Source organism: Actinoplanes sp. CA-252034, from assembly GCF_050956125.1.
Taxonomy (GTDB): domain Bacteria; phylum Actinomycetota; class Actinomycetes; order Mycobacteriales; family Micromonosporaceae; genus Actinoplanes.
The window spans coordinates 8,009,679-8,029,971 of sequence record NZ_CP191846.1 but is presented as its reverse complement, the minus strand read 5'-3'; the positions used below and the strand labels follow the sequence as shown (position 1 = coordinate 8,029,971).

The following is a 20,293-nucleotide window of genomic DNA, read 5'->3' as shown; positions in this document are numbered from 1 at the left end:
TCCCGCGCCAGAGCGAAATGCTCCCCGCGCCGAGGCCGAAATGCTCCCCGCGGCACGGCGAAACGCCCTCCGCGCTGATGTGAAGCGCGCGGAGGGCGTACCGGAGGAAGGGCTTAAAGGACCGCGGCCGCGAGGGACAGCGGGTTGCCGAACCGGTGGGCGGTGATGCTGATCGCCTGCTCGCGCAGGAACGGCAGCAGCTCCACCCGCCCGGCCTCGGTGACCGGGCCGGACCAGACCGCCAGGTCGGGGCGCCCGCCGGTGGCCGCGGCCAGCGCCGCCGCGTCGCCGCCGATGAGGCGGACCCGTCCGGCGGTGAGCCCGGCCGCGAACGCCGCGTCGTCCTCGACGGTGAGGCCGGGGCAGCGGGCGGCCAGCGCGTCCGGCAGCGGGACCGCGCTCGACACCCGCATCTCGGCGCCGGTGAGCAGTCCGGCCGCGAGGACCCGGACCAGGTCGGCGACCGACCCGCCGGCGGCGAGCCGCACGGTGACCGGCGTCGGCAGGTAGCGGAAGACGTTGCGTTCCACGGCGAGCCCGGTGACGTCCGCCGGCGTGCGGAAGTCGAAGGCGGCGTCGCTGCGGGCGGCCCGCTCGATCGACGCCAGAGCGTCGGAGTCGATCAGCGGGTGGACCCCGTCGGTCACGGAGGCGTCCGGGGTGGCGGGGGCGTCCGGGGTGGCGGGGGTGGCGGCCAAGGCGCGGGCGTCGGCGAGCAGGGCCCGCACACCGGGGTGGCTGATCTCGACGCCGGAGGAGGCCGGACGGGATGCCCAGCCGGTGAGGCCGACCAGGTAGTTGGGGCCGCCCGCCTTCGTGCCGGGCCCGACCGCCGACCGTTTCCACCCGCCGAACGGCTGCCGCTGCACGATGGCCCCGGTGATGCCGCGGTTGACGTACAGGTTGCCGGCCTGGACCCGGTCGAGCCAGGTACGGATCTCGTCCTCGTCGAGCGAGTGCAGCCCCGAGGTCAGCCCGTAGTCGACCTCGTTGACCATGTCGATGGCGTCGTCGAGGCTGTCGGCGGTCATGATGCCGAGGATCGGCCCGAAGTACTCGGTGCGGTGGTAGGCCGATCCACGGGCCACCCCGTCGCGCACACCCGGGCTCCACAGCTTGCCCGAGTCGTCGAGCTTGCGCGGCTCGAGCAGCCACGTCTCGCCGGCGCCGAGGGTGGTCAGCCCGTCGAGGAGCTTCCCGGCGGCCGGTTCGACGAGCGGGCCCATCTTGGTACGCGCGTCCGCCGGCCACCCCACGTCGAGCGACGACACGGCGTCCAGCAGCTGGGTGCGGAACCGCTGGGACCGGGCGACACTGCCGACCAGCACGACCAGCGACGCCGCCGAGCACTTCTGGCCGGCGTGGCCGAACGCCGACGACACCACGTCCTTGACGGCCAGGTCCAGGTCGGCGCTGGGGGTGACGATGATGGCGTTCTTGCCGCTGGTCTCGGCGAGCAGCGGCAGGTCGTCACGGAACGACCGGAACAGCTCGGCGGTCTCGTACGCGCCGGTCAGGATGACCCGGTCGACGAGCGGATGCGCGATCAGCTCCCGGCCGAGCGTGCCCTCGTCGACCTGGAGGAGGGTGACCAGGTTCGGGTCGGCGCCGGCTGTGGACAGCGCGTCGCGCAGGATCCCGGCGAGCACGGTTCCGCAGCGTTCGGCGGGGCCGGCCGGCTTGAGGACCACGGACGAGCCGGCGGCGAGGGCGGCCAGGACCGACCCGGCCGGGATGGCGACCGGGAAGTTCCACGGCGGTGTGACCAGGGTGAGCCGGGCCGGCACCGGGACGGCGCCGTCGGTCTCGCTCAACTCGAAGGCCCGCTCGGCGTAGTAGTGGGCGAAGTCGATCGCCTCGGACACCTCGGGGTCGGCCTGGTCGACGGTCTTGCCCGCCTCGGCCGCCATCACCTCGAGCAGTGTGTAGCGGTGCTCTTCGAGGGCGTCGCCGACGGCGTGCAGCACGGTCCGGCGGTCGGCGGCGCCCCAGCTCGCGGCGGCCGCCTTCTCCAGGGCCTCGTCCAGGTGCTCCCGGTCGCTGATCCGCGGCACGTCGACACCGAGCGTGGACGACTCGACCCGGGCCAGGACCTGACGGACGCGGTCGCGGTTGGCGGCCACGGCCGGGTCGGTGTCGGGGGTGCCGACGAACGAGCCGGGCGCCGAGCGGGGGACGGCCGCGAACCGGTCGGCGACCCGGTGCGGCTGCGGGACCTCGGAGTCCAGGTCGGCCAGGGAGGCGAGGAACCGGTCCTGCTCGCGCTGGAACAGAGCCGAGTCGGAGTGCAGCTCGAACACCGCGGACATGAAGTTGTCCTGGCTGGCGCCCTCTTCGAGACGACGGATCAGGTAGGCGATGGCCACGTCGAACTGCTCCGGGCGTACCACCGGCGTGTAGAGCAACAGACCGCCCACCTCGCGCCGGACCGCCTCGGCCTGGCCCTCGGCCATGCCGAGCAGCATCTCGAACTCGATGCCGTCGCGGACGCCGCGCTTCCCGGCGAGAACCCAGGCGTACGCGACGTCGAACAGGTTGTGGCCGGCCACGCCGAGACGCACGTTGCGGATCCGGTCGGGGTGCAGCGCGTAGTCGAGGACCCGCTTGTAGTTGGTGTCGGTGGCCTGCTTGCTGTCGCAGGTGGCGACGGGCCAGCCGTGCAGCTCCGCCTCGACCCGTTCCATCGGCAGGTTGGCGCCCTTGACCAGGCGCACCTTGATGCCTGCGCCGCCGCGCTCGCGCCGGGACGCCGACCACTCCTGCAGGCGCATCATGGCGCTGAGCGCGTCCGGCAGGTAGGCCTGGAGCACGATGCCGGCTTCCAGGCCGAGCAGCTCGGGCCGGTCGAGGAGCTTGGTGAAGACCGCGATCGTGAGGTCGAGGTCCTTGTACTCCTCCATGTCGAGGTTCACGAACTTGCGCTGCTCGGCGGCGAGCGTGAACAGGGGCAGGAGCTTGCCGGCGATCTCGTCGACGGCCTCGTCGAAGGCCCACGGGTTGTGCGGGGCGACCGCCGACGACACCTTGATCGACACGTAGTCGACGTCGGGGCGGGCGAGGAGCTGCTCGGTGCTGCGGAGCCGGTGGGTCGCCTCACCCTTGCCGAGGACCGCTTCGCCGAGCAGGTTCACGTTGAGCCGGACGTTGCGCCGGCGGATCCGCTTGATGGCCTTGCCGAGCCGCTTGTCGCTCGCGTCGACGATCAGGTGCCCGACCATGTGCCGCAGTGCACGGCGGGCGACCGGTACGACCACACCCGGCACGAGGGGGGCGAAGAAGCCGCCGGCGCGAACGGCGAGGCGCAGGTGTGCCGGAAGGAATGCCGGGATGTCGCGTGCCAGGGCGGACAGGTTGCGCGCGCTGACCCGGACGTCCTCGGGCCGGATCACCCCGTCCACGAATCCGACGGTGAACGCCAGCCCGCCCGGGTCGCGCAGAACACCCGCGAGTTGCGCAGCCGAGCCGCCGACGGGAATGGACGCCGCCTCGCGCAGCCAGCGCCGGACCAGGGCGATCGTCTCTTCGGCGATCTCAGACATCGGGATGCTCCTTCCGTAATGCGCAACAGTCTGCAGTCCCGAATCAGGTAAGGAAAAGCGATGCTTTATTAGTGATGTAGTTAAGTTCGGCTAACGTGACGGGATGCTGGAGATCCGCCGCCTGATCCTGCTCCGTGAGCTGGCCGTCCGGGGCACGATCGCGGCGGTCGCCGAGGCGCTCAACTTCACCCCGTCCGCGGTCAGCCAGCAGCTCAGCCAGCTGGAGAAGGAGACCGGCACCCAACTGCTGCGCAAGGCCGGCCGCCGGGTCCAGCTCACCCCGCAGGCCGAGGTCCTGGTCGCGTCGGTGGCCGAGGTGCTGGACACCCTGGAGCGCGCCGAGGCGCGCCTGCAGGCCGCCGCGACCCGGGTCACCGGCCGGGTCCGGGTCGCCGTCTTCCAGTCCGCGGCACTCGCCTTCATGCCCACCACCCTCCGCGCGATGGCCCAGCGCTACCCCGACGTCCGTGTCGAGATGGTCCAGCGCGAACCCGAGGAGGCGCTGCGCGAGACGTGGGCCCGCGACTTCGACATGGTCATCGCTGAGCAGTACCCGGCGCACGCCGCGCCACACCATCCCGGCCTCGACCGGCGCGACCTCACCACCGACGCGATCCGCCTGGCACTGCCGGCGGAGGCCGAGTCCCTGCACCCGGTCGACTCGCTCGAGACGGCCCGCCACATGCCGTGGGTGATGGAGCCGCGCGGCGCCGCCTCCCGCCATTTCGCCGAGCAGGCCTGCCGGGTGGCCGGCTTCGAGCCCGACGTCCGCTACGAGACCGCCGACCTGCAGGCCCACATGCGACTGGTCGAGTCGGGCAACGCGGTCGCCCTCATCCCCGACCTCATCTGGGCCGGCCGCGACACCTCCGCGAGGCTGCTGCAACTCGCCGGCTCCCCGCGCCGAACGATCTTCACGGCCCAGCGCACCGCGGGCGCCGCCTCACCCGCCGCCCGCGCCTTCCGCGACCTGCTCGAACAGGAAGCCTCATCCGGTACGGCCACCCGCCCCGCCTAGCGCAAGAGGCCTCGTCAGCCGCTGATCCATCGGTAGCGGTGCTCCGGGCGGCCGGGGACCGCGTAGCGCAGCCGGACCTCGGCGCGGCCGCTGTCGCGCAGGTGTTCCAGGTACCGGCGGGCGCTGACCCGGGAGATCCCGATCCGGTCGGCGCACTCGGCCGCGGACAGGGTCTCGGCCGCCGACCGCAGTGCCTGCTCGACCAGCCGGGCCGTCTCCGGGCTGAGCCCCTTCGGCAGCCCGGCCGTGGGTGCCGCGGCGCGGGCCAGCGCCCGGTCCACGTCGGCCTGATCACGCACCCGCACCTCGCCGAGCCCGCTGCGGCGCCGTGCGTACTGTTCCAGCCGCTGCCGCAGGTCGTCCACACCGAACGGTTTGAGCAGGTAGTTGACCACCCCGTGCCGGACCGCCCCGCGAACCGCGTCGGCCTCCTTCGCCGCCGTGATCACCATGACGTCGCAGTCGTGCCCGGCCGCCCGCAACCGCACCACCACGTCCAGGCCGAACATGTCCGGCAGGTAGAGGTCGAGCAGGATCAGGTCGGGCGACAGCGCGGCAGCCGCGTCGATCGCCTCCTGCCCGGTGTGGGCGGTGCCGACCACCCGGAAGCCGGGCACCTGCTCGACGAACCCGCGATGGATGCGCGACACCATGAAGTCGTCGTCGACGACCAGGACGCCGATCATGGGCTCACCCTCTCCGGGACGGTCAGGCGGGCGGTGAACATCGCGCCGTCCGGCGTGTTCGTGACGGCCACCTCGCCGCCGTGACGCTTGCAGATCAGCCGGGTCAGCGCCAGCCCGATGCCACGCTCGCCGCCCTGGGCCGCCTTGGTGGTGAACCCGTGCGAGAACACCTCCTGGGCCAGCTCCGGCGCCACGCCCGGCCCCGAGTCGCGGACCACGATCTCCACAGCCGTGCTGTCCTGTCGCAGCTCGACCTCCACCCACGCGTCCCGGTCCGGGTCGGCGGCGGCCGCTGCCGCGTCGACGGCGTTGTCGACGAGGTTGCCGACGACCGTGGCGACGTCGGCGGACCGGTCGGCGGGCCGCACCCTGCGTTCGGCGGCCTGCGCCGACTTGGCCATCAGCAGCGCCGCCACCGCGGTGTCGTGGATCCGGCTGGTGAGCGTCAGATCGAGGGACTCCCGGTGCCGGGCCAGCGCGTTCACGTAGCGGACCACCTCGTCGTAGTCACGGATCTGGATCAGCCCGGAGATGGTGTGCAGCTGGTTGGCGAACTCGTGCGCCTGGGCCCGCAGCACCTCGGTCGTGCTCCGGAACGAACCCATCTCGCGTTCCAGCCGGGCCAGTTCGGTCCGGTCGCGCAGCGTGGTCACCGAGCCGAGCCGGCGCCCGTCCTTGGTGACGTCCATCCGGTTCATCACCAGCACCCGGCCGCCGCGCACCACCACCTCGTCCCGCTCGCCGAGCTCACTGCCGGTCAGCACGTCGTGCAGCCGGCCGTCGATGCCCAACTCGGCGAGGCTGCGCCCGGCGCTGTCCTCGGGCAGGTCCAGCAGCGTACGCCCGACCGCGTTGACCAGCGTGATCCGGTGCTGTGGGTCGAGCGCGATCACCCCCTCGGCGATCCCGTAGAGCATCGCCTCGCGGTATTCGGCGAGCCCGGCGATCTCCCGCGGCTCCAGCCCGAGCGTCTGGTGCTTGATCCGCCGGGCCTCCAGCCACGACCCGGCGATCCCGACGAGGCTGGCGATCCCGAGGAAGATGGCGAGGTTGCCGGCGCCGTCCCGGGCCCGCTGCCAGACCGTCGGCGACCGTTCGCCGATCATCACGGTGCCCAGCCGCTGCCCGAGCGTGCCCGGCTCGGCGCTCAGCACCGGGACCTGGGCCACCAGCTCCCGTGAGCCGTCGACGACCAGTTCACCGGACCAGCCGCGGCCCTCGGCGACGCCCGGATCGCCCAGTGGCAGCAGGGTGCGGACCAGGATCGGGTCGGTCGAGCTCACCACGATCCCGCGGGCGTCGGCGATGGTCACCGACGTGACGTCGGACTGGGTACGGATGGTCTGCACCAGCGGCGCCAGGGTCTCGCCCGGCGCGGGGCGGGGCAGCCGGTCGCGTACCAGCGGGTTGTCGGCGAGCTGCTCGGCGAGCGCCGCCACCCGCCGCCCCTCGACGCTGCTGAAGGTGGCCGCCGACTGGGCCAGCGTCAGCGCCGCCACCGCCACCAGCACGACCAGGATGATCGTCACCTGGAGGCCGAGGAGCTGGCCGGCGAGGGTGGTCCGGCGGAACGTCCACGACCGCTGCTTCACGACCACAATGAACTCAACCTCCGTTGTCGTCACAACGCAGACCGGGCGGCCGCCGAAGGGCCACCATCATCGCGCTGGACATTGACGAAACGAAAGAGAAACCGCGATGAAATCTCTGGCCAGGGCGTTCCTGGGCGTGGCGGCCGCCGTGACTCTGGCCGCGGCAGCGGGCGGTTGCGGCGCGACCGCGGACTCCGGCGGCGGCACGGACGGTGGGCCGGTCGCCGGGTTGCGGCTGATGGTGCCGAACAGCCCCGGCGGCGGGTACGACACCACCGCGCGCAGCATCGCCAAGATCATGGAGGACGACAAGATCGCCTCCGGGGTCGAGGTCTTCAACCTGTCCGGCGCCGGTGGCACGGTCGGCCTGCAGCGGACCGTCAACGAGAAGGGCAACGGCAAGCTCGCCATGCAGATGGGGCTGGGCGTGGTCGGTGCCTCGTACACGCAGAAGTCCCCGGCGAAGCTCACCGAGACCACCCCGCTGGCCAAGGTGATCGAGGAGCCCGGCGCGATCGTCGTCGCCAAGGACTCGCCCTACCAGACCATCAACGACCTGGTGGCGGCCTGGAAGGCGGACCCGAAGAAGCTCGCGGTCGGCGGCGGCTCGTCGCCCGGCGGCCCCGACCACCTGCTGCCCATGCAGCTCGCCCAGGCCGTCGGCATCGACGCCCGGCAGGTCAGCTACGTCTCCTACGACGGCGGTGGCGAGCTGCTCCCGGCCGTCCTCGGCGGCAAGATCGCGTTCGGCGCGAGCGGTGTCGGCGAGTTCCTCGACCAGGTGGAGGCCGGTCAGGTCCGCGTCCTCGCCGTCACCAGCGAGAAGCGGATCGACGCGGTCTCCGCGGTGCCGACGCTCAAGGAGTCCGGCGTCGACCTTGTCTTCACCAACTGGCGCGGCATCGTCGCCCCGCCCGGCATCTCCGACGCCGACAGGAAGACCTGGATCGACGTGCTGACCCGCATGCACGGCACCGACGCGTGGCGGGCCGAGCTGACCAAGCACGGCTGGACCGACGCGTTCGTCACCGGTGACCAGTTCGCCACCTTCCTCACCGACCAGGACAAGGCGGTCGCCGACATCCTGACCGGGCTCGGGCTGGCATGACGACAGGCCAGCCGTCCACCGGCTCGCCGGAGCAGGCCCCTCCTCCGGTGAGCGGGCGGGGCCGGGATCGCGCGCAGTACGGCATGTGCGCGTTCCTGGCCCTGGCCGGCGTCCTCGTCCTCGTCGACGCCCTCGGTACCGGTAGCGCCACCAGCAGCAACGACCCGATCGGCCCGCGCCCGGTGCCGATCATCCTCGGCGTCCTGCTGCTGATCGCCGCCGCCGTCTACGCGATCGACGTGACCCGCGGCGGCACCGGCGAGCCGGAGGGCGGAGAGGACGTCGACCCCACCTCGTCGATCGACTGGCGCACCGTCGTGCTGGTGGCCATCGCGTTCGGCGTCAACGCGGTCCTGATCGAGCCGCTCGGCTGGGTGATCAGCGGGTCGATTCTGTTCTGGTCGACCGCGTTCGCTCTGGGCGCCCGCCGGCACCTGCTCACCGCCGCCGTCGCGATCGCGCTGGCCCTGATCACCTTCTACGGGTTCGCGATCGGCCTCGGCGTGAACCTGCCCGCCGGAATACTTCAGGGAATCCTGTGATCAACGACCTGTCCCAGCTGCTCGACGGGTTCGGGCACGTCCTCACGCCGATGAACCTGCTGGTCGCTCTGATCGGCGTCACGGTCGGCACCGCGGTCGGCGTGCTGCCCGGCATCGGCTCGGCGATGACCGTCGCCCTGCTGCTGCCGCTCACCTACGGCCTGGAGCCCACGCAGGCGTTCATCATGTTCGCCGGCATCTTCTACGGCGGCATGTACGGCGGCTCCACCACCTCGATCCTGCTCAACACCCCCGGCGAGTCGTCCTCGGTGGTCACCGCCATCGAGGGCAACAAGATGGCCCGGTCCGGGCGTGCCGCGCAGGCCCTGGCCACCGCCGCGATCGGCTCGTTCGTGGCCGGCCTGATCGGCACCCTGCTGCTGGTGCTGGTCACCCCGGTCATGGTGGCGTTCGCGATCGACCTGGGGGCCCCCGACTACCTGGCGATCATGATCCTCGGGTTCATCGCGGTCAGCGCCGTCCTCGGCACCTCGCGGGTGCGCGGGTTCTCGGCCCTGCTGCTCGGCCTGGTCATCGGCCTGGTCGGCATCGACAAGGTGACCGGTCAGCCCCGGCTCACCATGGACATCCCGCAACTCGCCGACGGTATCGACGTGATCGTGGTGGCGGTCGGCATCTTCGCCGTCGGTGAGACCCTGTGGGTGTCCGCCCACCTGCGCCGCCGCCCGGCCGAGGTGATCCCGGTCGGTCAGCCGTGGCTGGGCCGCGACGACTGGCGGCGCTCCTGGAAGCCGTGGCTGCGCGGCACCGCCCTGGGCTTCCCGTTCGGTGTGATGCCGGCCGGCGGCGCCGAGGTGCCCACGTTCCTCTCCTACGCGCTGGAGAAGCGGCTCAGCAAGCACCCGGAGGAGTTCGGCAAGGGCGCCATCGAGGGCGTGGCCGGACCGGAGGCGGCCAACAACGCCTCGGCGGCCGGGACGCTGGTGCCGATGCTGGCGCTCGGCCTGCCGACCAACGCGACGGCCGCGGTCATGCTGGCGGCATTCCAGACGTACGGCATCCAGCCCGGCCCGCTGCTGCTGACGCGGGAGTCGACGCTCGTGTGGACGCTGATCGCCAGCCTGTTCGTCGGCAACCTGATGCTCCTGCTGCTCAACCTCCCGCTGGCCCCGGCGTGGGCCCGGCTGCTCCGGATCCCGCGGCCCTACCTGTACGCCGGGATCGTCTTCTTCGCCTCGATGGGCGCCTACGCCGTCAACGCCCAGCCGTTCGACCTGTTCCTGCTGCTCACCCTGGGCCTGCTCGGGTTCGCGATGCGCCGCTTCGGGCTGCCGGTGCTGCCGCTGATCGTCGGCGTCATCCTCGGGCCGATGGCCGAGCGGCAGGGCCGGATGGCGCTGCAGCTCTCCGGTGGCGACCTGTCCGGCCTGCTCGGCGGTGCGGTGTCCTACGTCGTCTACGTGATCGTCGCGGTGATCCTCGCGTGGCCGATCATCCGGCGGTACCTGCCGGGCCGGTCCCGCAACCGTTCGGGGAGTACTCCGGCCGTACCCCGACCGTGAAACGACAGCCGAATGTCGCGGAAGCCACCCGGCGCCGGTCGAGGATCGCGTCGCCCGCGGGGCGAAGGCCCCGGTCGGTCCAGACGACTAGCTCGTCGAAAGCACGGCTGAGCTCGGCCTGGGTGAACCCGCAGTGGGCCACGGTGCGGATCGCCCGGGAGACGAAGAGGCGGGAGCGCCCGTTGGCCGCGGCGCGGCGGGCGTACTCCTGCTCCATCGAGATCGGCACGAACAGGTCGCCCACACCGTGCAGCGACAGGACCGGGACGCTGGGGCGGCCGTCGATGCGGGGGACACCGGCAAGTCCGCGATCGGGGTACGCCGTCCGCGCGACCCGCAGCACGGAGGCGTTGAGCGCGCGCTCCGCCGCGGTCGGCCACCAGCGGTCGGTGGCCTTGTACCAGGTCCGCCGGTTGTCGGTCAGGTTGCCGGGCGCGATCCCGGCGGTGCCGCCGCTGAGCCCGGGGTAGACGCTGAACAGGAACGGCAGTCCGCCCTGGCTCGCCGCGTTCCAGTAGGCGTACGCCGCCGGGAAGCCGGGCCGCTCCCCGCCGCTGCGGCGTTCCAGCACGTCCGACCAGGTCTTCCCGGCCTCGGTGCCGGTGAGCGCGGTCTTGATCCGGGCGACCTGGCCGGCGAACCGGGCCGGGTAGGCGGCGTCCGGCTGGAGCGGGAACTCGATGTCCACCCCGGCCAGCGCCGCCGCCGTCACGTTGGCGTCCAGGAAGTAGTCGAACAGCTCGGCGTCGCCGAGGACCCCGCAGTACGGCATTGCCCCGGCGAACGTGCGCGGATACTCCTCGATGGCGACCGCCGTGACGTGCCCGCCCATCGACGCGCCGCTGATGTAGGTCTTCTTCGCCGTCCGGCCGGTGACCCGCTGGAACAGCCCGGTCAGCGCGTACGTGTCACGGACGCCCTGGCCCACGTCGTAGCCGTTGGTGGCGTAGCTGGACGCCGCCCACGCGTACCCGCCGTCGATGTAGTGCTGCCGCAGCTCCGGGTTGCTCACGTAGACCGTCGTGCCCGTCCCGCGGTAGCCGTGCGCGTAGACGACGAGCCGCCCGTTCCAGCGCTTCGGGACCTCGATCCGGTATGCGGCGCCGGACCGGACACCGGTGTGCACGGTCGCGCCGGGGAGCGCGGTGAACGGGGTCCCGTCCAGCTCACAGTCCGGGTCGGCGACCAGATAGCCGGGTTTGGTGTCGCTCGGGGTCGGTGCCGTGCACGACGGCGGCGCGGCGGCGGCCGGTGCACCGGTAAGGATCCCGGCGAGCAGAGTGGCGACGAGCAGGGCACGGCGGACGATCATCGTGTTACCTCCCGGTAACACTTAATGGCCGTCATCGATCCCTGTCAAGGACCCCCTTCAAAGCCGCCCACTGCAACAGCATGATCGTCTTGGCGTCGGCGATCTCCCCGGAGTCGACCATCGCGAGGGCGTCGTCGAAGGGCAGCTCCACCGCCTCGATGTCCTCCCCGTCGTCGGCCAGGCCGCCGCCCTCGCCGGTGCGGGACGCCGGTGAGTACGCCGCGGCGAAGCAATGCAGCCGCTCGGTCACCGAACCCGGGCTGGTCCACGGGCGGAACACCTCGGTCAGCTCACCGACCGTGACACCGAGCTCCTCGGCCGCCTCCCGGCGGATCGCCGCGGCCGGGTCGTCGCCGTCGAGCAGGCCCGCCGCCGTCTCCAGGAACATCCCGTCGGGGTGGCCGTTCACATACACCGGGAAGCGGAACTGCCTGGTCAGCAGCACGGTCCGGCGGCTCGGGTCGTAGAGCAGCACGGTCGCCCCGTCGCCCCGGTCATAGGTCTCCCGCTGCTCGCGGGTCCAGCTGCCGTCGCGCCGCCGGTAGTCGTACGTGGTCCGCCGCAGCACGTGCCACGCGGCCGCGAGCAGCTCCACGTCGCGCACGATCACCGACGGGTTCCCGCGGAGATCGCGGCCCACCCGGTCCAGCGCGGTCCGCCCCCGGGCATCCGGCACATCCATCCCTGGTGTGTTCATGATCGGGAACCTACACTCGGAAACGCGCAACAGTCGACAACAATGAGGAGAAACACGCAATGCTCGCCGCGGAACGTCGTGATCTCCTGCTCGCCCGGCTCACCGCCCACGGCAAGGTCGTCGCCAAGGACATCGCCGCCGAGTTCGGCGTCGCCGAGGACAGCATCCGCCGTGATCTGCGGGAGATGGCCGCCGCCGGGCTGTGCCAGCGGGTCTACGGGGGAGCGCTGCCGATCTCCCCGGCCGTCGCCGACTACGCGACCCGGGCCACGGTGGCCACGTCGAGCAAGGAGCGGGTCGCCGCCGCGGCCGCCGCGCTGATCCGGCCCGGTCAGACCGTCCTGCTCGACGGCGGGACCACGGCGCTGGCCGTCACCGCGGCCCTGCCCCGCGACCTGCGGGCCACCATCGTCACGCACAGCCCGACCGTCGCGGCGGCGCTCGTCTCCCATCCGTCGGTCGACGTGTTCGTGCTGGGTGGACGCTTGTTCAAGCACTCGGCGGTGACGTGCGGGGCGGCGGCTGCCGAAGCGGCCGCCGCCGTCACCGCGGACGTGTTCCTGCTGGGGGTGACCGGCGTGCACCACGAGGCCGGCCTGACCACCGGCGACCCGGACGAGGCCGCGATGAAAAGGGCGCTGGCCGCCCGCGCCGCCGACACCTACGTGCTGGCCAGCTCCGAGAAGATCGGCGCCGCCTCCCCGTTCCTGGTCCTGCCGTGCGACGCGGTGACGGCCGTGATCACCGACCTCCCGCCGTCCCACCCGGCCCTGAAGAACGTCCCCGTCCACCCCGCCGGCCGTCGCCCGGACCGGTGAAGACGGCCCGCGAACCGCCGTGGGTGACGGCCGGATCGCCTGGCCGTCACCCACGGTGGCGACGGCCGGGTGGTCGGGGGTCAGGCCCGGCGGAGGCGCAGGGCGATCGTGTCGCCCTGCTGGACCAGGGTGGCGTGGTAACCGGGGGTGGTCACGACGACGCGGGCGAACCGGCCGCGCACCCGGCGGGCCTTCAGGACCGGGACCGGGGAGTCGTACCTGTCGTCCTTGGGCACCGTCACCTCGAGGACCGCGTTCGCGCCGATCACGATGTCGTCGCCGACGGTCAGCGGGGCGGCGCCGTGCGGGCGCACCGACACGGCGAGCGTGCCCGAGGAGAGCCGGGCCGAGCCGTTCACGTGGACCTTGGAGGCGGCCAGGCGCAGGGTGCCGCCGGAGACCGTGACGTCGCCGTCGCCGAGGGCCTTCCTGCTCGCCGCGACCAGGGTGCCCTGAGCGACGGTGGTGCCGCCGCGGTAGCCGTTGTCGCCGGTCAGCGTCAGGGTTCCGGTGCCCAGCTTGACCAGGCCCCCGCGGCCGTCGATGTCGTTGCGCCAGGTGTCGGCGGCGGCGAAACCGGTCGCGGCCGCGTCGAGCGTGACGGCGACGGTGCAGTCGAACGCGCCGTAACCGTCGGCGGCCGCGAACAGGTTGATCCGGCCCCACTGCTCGGGACCGTCCAGGATCGGGTTGCCGGCGGCCAGGGCCGTGGTCCGGAGCACCTCGCGGCGCTGGGCGGCGTCCAGATACGGCAGTCGCGTCTCCAGCAGCACCTCCGCCCCGGTGGGGACCTCGAACCTCAGGTTCGACCGGCGCGCGGGGAGCCCGTACGTCTGCTTGGGTTTGACGATCGAAGCGTTGGCGTCGCGCTCGGCGCCGGACCGCGCGGCGGCGATGAGGTCCGGTCCCGCCTGCGCCTGGAAGTAGGCGAGGGCCTGGGCCCGCGCTTCGGCCTTGAGGGTCGCGTTGGCCGGGTCGCCGAGGATGGCGGCGGTGAGCGCGGTGCCGAGGATCCGGCCGCCGATCACGTCGGCGGGGGAGTGCATGCCGGTGACGATCCGGGTGTGCGCCAGGTCGTAGGCGGTGGTGACCATCTCCTGGAACCGTTCCGGAACCGCGTACGCGAAGGCCAGCGCCGCCATGTAGAGCGCGTTGGTGTGGCCGCTGACGTAGCCGCCGTCCTCGGCCGGGGTGGTGCTGCGCTGGCGCCGGAGCTGCGGGGTGACGACCACGTCGGAGTCGTAGACCGGGTAGCCGAGGTCGTCGACCGCGCCGGTGTCGACGACCTCACTGTCCCCGGTCATCCGCCAGGGCCGCGGGTACTGGTAGGCGAACTTGCTCGGGTTGCCGGAGGACCAGTTGCCGCGGACCGTGTTGACCAGGGTGACCACCTTGCCGAGGGCGGAGGTGGGGTTGCCGGCGCCCAGGGTGGACCCGGCGGGGGAGCCGGGCGGTACGGCGTCGCTGACCGTGGTCGCCGGGGTGGTCGCGGGCGCACTGGTGATGCCGGTGACGGCGAGGGCGCCCGCCTTGTAGAGGTCGGCGAGCGGGCCGAGGCCGGCGATCACCGAGTAGCTCTGGTGCTGGCGGTCCACGACGAACGAGCGGGCGGCCTCGGCGGCGGTCCGGTTGCGCGTGGTCCTGACCACGTAGCGGATGTTGGCGCGCAGGAACGCCTCGTCGAGCACGGTGCCGGTGTTCCAGGCCGCGCCGGTGCTCCACACCTTCTGGAAGCCGGAGAGGATGCGGACCGCGGCATTGCTCTCGGCGGTCAGGTTCGCCGTCGTGTTGGTCTTGTACGAGTCGACGAAGGCGGCGGCCGTCGTGGTGGTGGCGGTGGCGGAGCCCTCGAGAGAGGTCGATCCGGCGACGAGGCCGGCGGCGCCGGCGAGCAGGAGGGTACGGCGACTGACGTTCACGGGGGCACAGCCTTGGTGGATCAAGTGACCTAAAACGGAACGCCCGTCGTTGTGAACGTGAACAAAACTCGAAGGGGCTATCGGTCGGAGGCTATCGATGGTTACCGTCCGGTAGCCGTTCCCTCCGTCCGCCGGAAGGTTCCCCATGAAACGTGCTCTCGTGGCTCTCGCCACCGTCCTGAGCCCGCTCCTGCTCGCGCCGGCCCCCGCCCACGCCGCGAGCGGATCGTTCACCGTCCTCACCTACAACGTCGCCGGCCTGCCCGACATCATCTCCAGCGCCGAGGTCGACCGGAAGACCGCGCACACCGCGATCGGGCAGCGCCTCGGCCCGTACGACATCGTGCACGTGCAGGAGGACTTCAACTTCCACGCCTACCTGTACGCGGCCGACACCACGCACGCCCACCGCACCCCGACCAGCGGCGGCGCGGGCATCGGCTCCGGGCTCAACAGCCTGTCGACGGTCGCCTACGACGCCGACGACTTCGAGCGCGGCGACTGGGACTCCTGCCAGCTCGACTCCGGCGACTGCCTGACGCCCAAGGGCTTCACCTTCGCCCGGCACCGGCTCGCCGAGGGCGTCTACGTCGACTTCTACAACCTGCACACCAACGCCGGGACCAGCGCCGGCGACCAGGAGTCGCGGGCCTCCAACCTCAATCAGCTGAGCGCCTTCATCGGCACCCACTCGGCCGGCAACGCGGTGGTCGTCATGGGCGACACCAACACCCGATACACGCGTACGGCCGACACGATCCGTGGCTTCGTGACGGCGAACGGCCTGACCGACGCGTGGGTGAAGCTCGAACGCGGTGGCACCCCGCCCGCCGCCGGGTCGGACGCGCTGGTCTGCGACGCGGCCGCGGTCACCGACACCTGCGAGGTCGTCGACAAGATCCTCTACCGGGGCAGCCGGTTCGTCACGCTGAACGCGACCGGCTACCACAACGAGGACGCCGGGTTCCGGACCTCCGACGGCAAGATGCTCTCCGACCACTTCCCGATCAGCACCTCGTTCACCTGGTCGACGAACACGGCGTACGAGCTCAGTGAGCAGTTCGGTGGACCGCACGGCGACTACTACAACGACATCGACGCCGTGGTCGCCCGCCCGGCCACGGTCGGGCTGCGGGCCGGGTCCCGGGTGGACCAGGTCAGCCTCGGCGCGCTGGCGCACGGGGGCACCGGCGGCACCGCGCAGTCGCTGACCCTCGGCTCGTCGGAGTACGTGACCAGCGCCTACCTGTGCCGTGGCCAGTACAACGGGCGCACCCGGATCTTCTACACGAAGTTCACCACCAGCCTGGGCCGCAGCATCGCCGGCGGCACGACCACGCCGGACTGTGTGACCAGGACCGCGCCGAGCGGGTTCCAGATCGCCGGCTTCCACGGCCGCTCCGGCACCGCCGTGGACAAACTAGGGTTCATCTACAGCCGCCGCTGACTCGTAGGTCTCATTTCCGCGTCGGGCGGCACGTCGGGGGTACCCGGGTGCCGCCCATCGAGCGCGGGAGGCGCACATGAAACTGTGGCGGCGGGTTTTTCTGACCGGCTTCGCACTCTGGCTGCTGACCGTGGTGGTCACCTTCGTCACCGGCAACCCCAACCTGATCCCCACCCTGGTCCTGCTCGGCAGCTTCCTGGTGCCGGTCACGTTCGTGCTGTGGGCGTTCACCAAACGGCACAGCGGCGAGGTCACCGCCGAGCTGCTGTTCAGCACGTTCGTCACCGGCGGTGTCCTCGGGGTGCTGGCCGCGTCGCTGCTGGAGACCTACCTGCTGCACCCGAACCCGCTGTTCTTCCTCGGCGTCGGCCTGATCGAGGAGGCCGCCAAACTCGCCGCGCTCGCCTTCCTCTGCCGCCGGCTGCAGCACAAGTTCGCGGTCGACGGGGTGATCCTCGGCGCGGCCGTCGGGTTCGGGTTCGCCGCGTTCGAGTCGGCCGGGTACGCCTTCACCGCCCTCTTCACCCAGCAGGGCATGTCGCTGATGACGCTGGTCGAGACCGAGCTGCTGCGCGGGGTGCTCGCGCCGGTCGGGCACGGGCTGTGGACGGCCATTCTCGGCGGTGTGCTCTTCTCGGCGAGCGGGCAGCGGCACTTCGCTCTCACCGGGCGGCTGCTGGTGTCGTACCTCGGCGTCTCGGTCCTGCACGCCCTGTGGGACGGCTGGCAGAGCATCGCGCAGGTGATCACCGACATCGAGGGCGACCCGCACCTGTTCACCCTGCTGTCGTGGGGCGGGCTGATCGGCGTCTCCCTGATCGGCATCGCCTGGCTGCTGGTGGTCCGCCGGCGGGCCGACCGCGAGGTGGCCGTCCCGATGTGGCGCGTCCCGATCAGGTACTGAGGGCCAGGCCCGCCGAAGTGGCCCGCGACGGCGGGCACGCTGATCTCCTACCGTGCCGGTGTGACCTCACCCCTCGACGGCGACCTGGCCGCCCTGCCCGACCTGCTGCAGGCCACCCGCGACTACGCGGTGACCGTGCTCGACGGCCTCGCCGAACGGCCGGTCGCCCCCGCGCCCGCCCCGGTCCCGCCCGCCCCACTGCCCGTGCGGGGGGTCGGCACGGCCGGGGCGCTGGCCGCGTTCGACCGTCGCTGGGCGCCCGGGTTCTCCGCCAGCGCCGGTCCCCGCTACCTGGGATTCGTCACCGGCGGCAGCACCCCGGCGGCGCTCGCCGGTGACTGGCTGACCAGTGCTTTCGATCAGAACGCGTCCAACCGGTCCGGCTCGGCGGCGGCCGCTCTGGAGGACGAGACGGTGGCCTGGCTGGGGGAGATGTTCGGCCTGACCGGGCACCACGGCGCGTTCGTCAGCGGTGCCACCATGTCGAACCTGGTCGGCCTCGCCATCGGCCGCGAGTGGATCGGCGAGCAGCGCGGCGTCAGCGTCGCCCGGCAGGGCCTCGCCGCGCTGGGCGAGGTCACCGTGCTCTCCGGGGCCGCCCACTCCAGCGTCTACAAGGCGCTGTCGATCCTCGGCCTCGGCCGGGACGCGCTGCGGCCGGTGCCCACTCTGCCGGACCGCGAGGCGATCGACGTCGCCGCCCTCGAAGCGGCGCTCGCGGCCCTGGACGGCCCGGCGATCGTGGTGGCCAACGCCGGAACCGTCAACACCGTCGACTTCGACGACCTGCAGGCGATCGTCGCGCTGCGTGACCGCTATCCGTTCTGGCTGCACGTCGACGCGGCGTTCGGCGGGTTCGCCGCACTGTCGCCCCCGCATGCGCATCTCGTCGCCGGGCTGGCCGCCGCCGACTCCGTCTGCATCGACCTGCACAAGTGGCTCAACGTGCCGTACGACGCGGCGGTCCAGTTCACCCGGCATCGCGACCTGCAGGTGGCGGTCTTCCAAAATACCGCCGCCTACCTGCCGGCGATCTCCGGCGAGCCGGACTTCTTCCACCTCACGCCGGAGAACTCCCGTCGCCTGCGCGCGCTGGCCGCCTGGTTCACGCTCACCGCCTACGGCACGGAGGGTCACCGGGCCATCGTCGACGGCGCGATCACCGCGGCCCACCGGCTCGGCGAGCGCCTCACCGCCATCCCGGGCGTTCGACTGCTCTCCCCGGTACGGCTGAACGTCGTCTGCTTCAGTGTCCCCGGTGATCTTCCGGCCGTGGTCCGGGCGATAGCCGACTCCGGTGAGGCGTTCCTGACGCCGACGGTCTACCAGGGCATACCCGCGCTCCGGGCGGCCTTCAGCAACTGGCGAACCGCCCCGGCCGACGCCGACCGGGTCCACGACCTGCTCCGCAAGCTGCTGTGAGGCTCGGGCCGGGCCGGAGCACGTCGTGCTCCGGCCCGGTGGGCAGACGGCGCGCGAGCCGGGGGACGGTGTCGGCCGGCGCGTACGTCTACGGGTGGCTCCCCGAGGGGTGACGGGGAGCCGGTGGGTGGATCAGGCGGTGATGTTCCACTGCTGGCAGGCGTTGCCCAGCGACGCCCACTGCCGGACCGCGACGCCGTCGGCGGTGCCGCAGTCGGTGACGTCGAGGACCAGGCCGTTGCCCCGGTTGGCGATCAGGTATCCGCCACCGACCGGGGTGACGCTCCACTCCTGGCAGGCGTTGCCCAGGGAGGCCCACAGGTTGAGCCCGGTGCCGTTGGCGGTGCCGCAGTTGACCGAGTCGAGGACGGTCCCGCTGTTCACATTGGTGATCCGGTAGTAGTTGCTGGTCGTCTTCGTGAACGTCCACTTCTGGCAGGCGTTGCCGAGCGACGCCCACTGCCGGACGGCGGTGCCGTTGGCGGTGCCGCAGTTCGCCGCGTCGAGGACCTTGCCGCTGGCCTGGTTGACCAGGCGGTACTGGGTGCCGGCCACCGGGAACGAGACCGTGCCGCCCGGGTCGCCCGACGGGGCCGTCAGGGTGGTGGAGAGCTTGTCGGGCGTACCCAGGTTGGGGCTGTCGTCGCTGTTGAAGTTGACCTTCTTGATCCGGGTGGTCCGGGTGCCGCCGCAGCCCTGGGCGGTGGTCTCGTTGGCGTGGTAGGCCATCCACGTCTCGGTGCCGTCGGGCGAGGTGAAGAACGAGTGGTGGCCCGGGCCGTAGACGCTGTTGGCGTCGGACCGCTGGAAGATCGGCGTGCTCTTCTTGGTCCACGACGAGGCGGCCAGCGGGTTGGTGCCGGTCAGGGTGAGCTGGCCGAGCTTGTAGTCCGGGGTGTTGCACGAGCTGGCCGAGAAGGTGAGGAAGGTCTTGCCGTTGCGCTGCAGGATGTACGGCCCCTCCTCGGTGTTGCCGCCCTGCTTCTCCCAGTCGTAGGTGGGGTACGAGATCCGCGTGCCGTAGGCGCTGACCGTCCACGGATTGCTCATCGGGGCGATGAACAGGCTCTGCAGATCGCCGACCCACGAGGAGTAGAGGAAGTAGTTGGCCCCGTTGATGGTGGCCACACTGCCGTCGATCGCCCAGCCGTTGCCGGCCTGCACGTTGAGCTGGCCCTTGAACGTGTACGGCCCGAGCGGGTTGTCGCCGGAGCTCTCCAGTACGAACGAGCGCTGCCCGTCGCAGCACGCCGCGGTGCCGGCCGAGTAGTAGAAGTACCAGCGGTAGCCGTTCGGCCCGTTGAGCCGGTGCATCGACGGCGCCCACACGTTGCAGCAGCTCGCGGCCGCGGTGCCGGTGAAGACGACGTTCTCGGTAGCGCCCGGCAGCGCCGCGACCGAGGTGGCCCGCTTGATCACGATCTGGTTGTTCCAGGTCGTCGCGGCCAGGTAGTAGTAGCCGTTGTAGTAGCCCATCCACGGGTCGGCGCCGTAGGGGGCGGACGCGACCGGGTTGGTGAACGTGGCCGCGGCGCGGGCCGGCGCGGCCGTGCGGGTCTCGACGGCGACGGCGACCGCCAGGAGCAGCAGCAGGACGGCGCCGAATGATCTGAGGCGTGCAAGAGACATGGCAGTCCCTCCGGGGAAAGGAACGCGGTGTGAGCGGCTCCCGCCGGTGGGCCGGGGCGCGGCGGTCCGTCCTGGACGGTGGGGGATGGACGGGCCGGTGACTCACGTGTTGCCGCTATGTTAACGATCACAAATAT

15 protein-coding genes are annotated in these 20,293 nt (G+C 71.9%); 8 read left to right on the top strand and 7 right to left on the bottom strand.

Going from position 1 to position 20,293, the window contains the following annotated elements:
* Window positions 1-113: 113 nt before the first annotated feature.
* Window positions 114-3,539 (bottom strand): bifunctional proline dehydrogenase/L-glutamate gamma-semialdehyde dehydrogenase, encoded by a 3,426-nt coding sequence (locus tag ACQPZW_RS36435; protein ID WP_433790546.1) that lies wholly within the window; start codon window positions 3,537-3,539, stop codon window positions 114-116.
* Between the two features lie 103 nt (window positions 3,540-3,642).
* Here ACQPZW_RS36435 and ACQPZW_RS36430 point away from each other — a divergent pair, with 103 nt between their 5' ends.
* The gene (locus tag ACQPZW_RS36430) at window positions 3,643-4,557 is read left to right on the top strand and encodes a LysR family transcriptional regulator (protein ID WP_433790545.1); all 915 of its coding nucleotides are present in this window, start codon (window positions 3,643-3,645) and stop codon (window positions 4,555-4,557) included.
* 14 nt (window positions 4,558-4,571) lie between these two features.
* On the opposite strand, the gene ACQPZW_RS36425 is transcribed toward ACQPZW_RS36430, so the two are convergent.
* Window positions 4,572-5,243, bottom strand: a complete 672-nt coding sequence (locus tag ACQPZW_RS36425; protein WP_433790544.1) for a response regulator — start codon at window positions 5,241-5,243, stop codon at window positions 4,572-4,574.
* Window positions 5,240-6,835, bottom strand: a complete 1,596-nt coding sequence (locus ACQPZW_RS36420; protein WP_433790543.1) for an ATP-binding protein — start codon at window positions 6,833-6,835, stop codon at window positions 5,240-5,242. The genes ACQPZW_RS36425 and ACQPZW_RS36420 overlap by 4 nt, the downstream gene beginning before the upstream one ends.
* A 106-nt stretch (window positions 6,836-6,941) precedes the next feature.
* Here ACQPZW_RS36420 and ACQPZW_RS36415 point away from each other — a divergent pair, with 106 nt between their 5' ends.
* The 3 genes from ACQPZW_RS36415 to ACQPZW_RS36405 are packed head-to-tail and all read left to right on the top strand — an operon-like array spanning window position 6,942 to window position 10,008.
* On the top strand, window positions 6,942-7,943 hold the full coding sequence (locus ACQPZW_RS36415) for a Bug family tripartite tricarboxylate transporter substrate binding protein (protein ID WP_433790542.1): 1,002 nt from the start codon (window positions 6,942-6,944) through the stop codon (window positions 7,941-7,943).
* Window positions 7,940-8,485 carry a tripartite tricarboxylate transporter TctB family protein gene (locus ACQPZW_RS36410; RefSeq protein WP_433790541.1) on the top strand — a complete coding sequence of 182 codons (546 nt, stop codon included), beginning with the start codon at window positions 7,940-7,942 and terminating at the stop codon, window positions 8,483-8,485. Before ACQPZW_RS36415 ends, ACQPZW_RS36410 begins: the two co-directional genes overlap by 4 nt.
* The gene (locus tag ACQPZW_RS36405; protein ID WP_433790540.1) at window positions 8,482-10,008 is read left to right on the top strand and encodes a tripartite tricarboxylate transporter permease; all 1,527 of its coding nucleotides are present in this window, start codon (window positions 8,482-8,484) and stop codon (window positions 10,006-10,008) included. The genes ACQPZW_RS36410 and ACQPZW_RS36405 overlap by 4 nt, the downstream gene beginning before the upstream one ends.
* Here the strand turns inward: ACQPZW_RS36405 and ACQPZW_RS36400 are convergent.
* Complete coding sequence (locus tag ACQPZW_RS36400) at window positions 9,938-11,320, bottom strand: alpha/beta hydrolase family protein (RefSeq protein ID WP_433790539.1); 1,383 nt, start codon at window positions 11,318-11,320, stop codon at window positions 9,938-9,940. The genes ACQPZW_RS36405 and ACQPZW_RS36400 overlap by 71 nt on opposite strands.
* 31 nt (window positions 11,321-11,351) lie before the next feature.
* Complete coding sequence (locus ACQPZW_RS36395; RefSeq protein WP_433790538.1) at window positions 11,352-12,017, bottom strand: NUDIX domain-containing protein; 666 nt, start codon at window positions 12,015-12,017, stop codon at window positions 11,352-11,354.
* A gap of 59 nt (window positions 12,018-12,076) precedes the next feature.
* Between ACQPZW_RS36395 and ACQPZW_RS36390 the strand changes: the two genes are divergently transcribed.
* Window positions 12,077-12,835, top strand: coding sequence for a DeoR/GlpR family DNA-binding transcription regulator (locus ACQPZW_RS36390; RefSeq protein WP_433790537.1), 759 nt, complete (start codon window positions 12,077-12,079; stop codon window positions 12,833-12,835).
* An 80-nt stretch (window positions 12,836-12,915) separates the two neighbouring features.
* Here the strand turns inward: ACQPZW_RS36390 and ACQPZW_RS36385 are convergent, their stop codons facing one another.
* The gene (locus ACQPZW_RS36385) at window positions 12,916-14,754 is read right to left on the bottom strand and encodes a phosphatase PAP2 family protein (protein WP_433790536.1); all 1,839 of its coding nucleotides are present in this window, start codon (window positions 14,752-14,754) and stop codon (window positions 12,916-12,918) included.
* Between the two features lie 145 nt (window positions 14,755-14,899).
* On the opposite strand from ACQPZW_RS36385, the gene ACQPZW_RS36380 reads away from it, so the two are divergent.
* The 3 genes from ACQPZW_RS36380 (at window position 14,900) to ACQPZW_RS36370 (ending at window position 18,527) form a co-directional block, all read left to right on the top strand.
* Window positions 14,900-16,201, top strand: a complete 1,302-nt coding sequence (locus ACQPZW_RS36380) for a jacalin-like lectin (RefSeq protein WP_433790535.1) — start codon at window positions 14,900-14,902, stop codon at window positions 16,199-16,201.
* 76 nt (window positions 16,202-16,277) lie between these two features.
* Window positions 16,278-17,105 (top strand): PrsW family intramembrane metalloprotease, encoded by an 828-nt coding sequence (locus ACQPZW_RS36375; protein WP_433790534.1) that lies wholly within the window; start codon window positions 16,278-16,280, stop codon window positions 17,103-17,105.
* A 60-nt stretch (window positions 17,106-17,165) separates the two neighbouring features.
* The gene (locus ACQPZW_RS36370) at window positions 17,166-18,527 is read left to right on the top strand and encodes a pyridoxal phosphate-dependent decarboxylase family protein (RefSeq protein WP_433790533.1); all 1,362 of its coding nucleotides are present in this window, start codon (window positions 17,166-17,168) and stop codon (window positions 18,525-18,527) included.
* A gap of 132 nt (window positions 18,528-18,659) precedes the next feature.
* Here the strand turns inward: ACQPZW_RS36370 and ACQPZW_RS36365 are convergent, their stop codons facing one another.
* Window positions 18,660-20,156, bottom strand: coding sequence for a family 43 glycosylhydrolase (locus ACQPZW_RS36365; RefSeq protein WP_433790532.1), 1,497 nt, complete (start codon window positions 20,154-20,156; stop codon window positions 18,660-18,662).
* Window positions 20,157-20,293 lie beyond the last annotated feature (137 nt).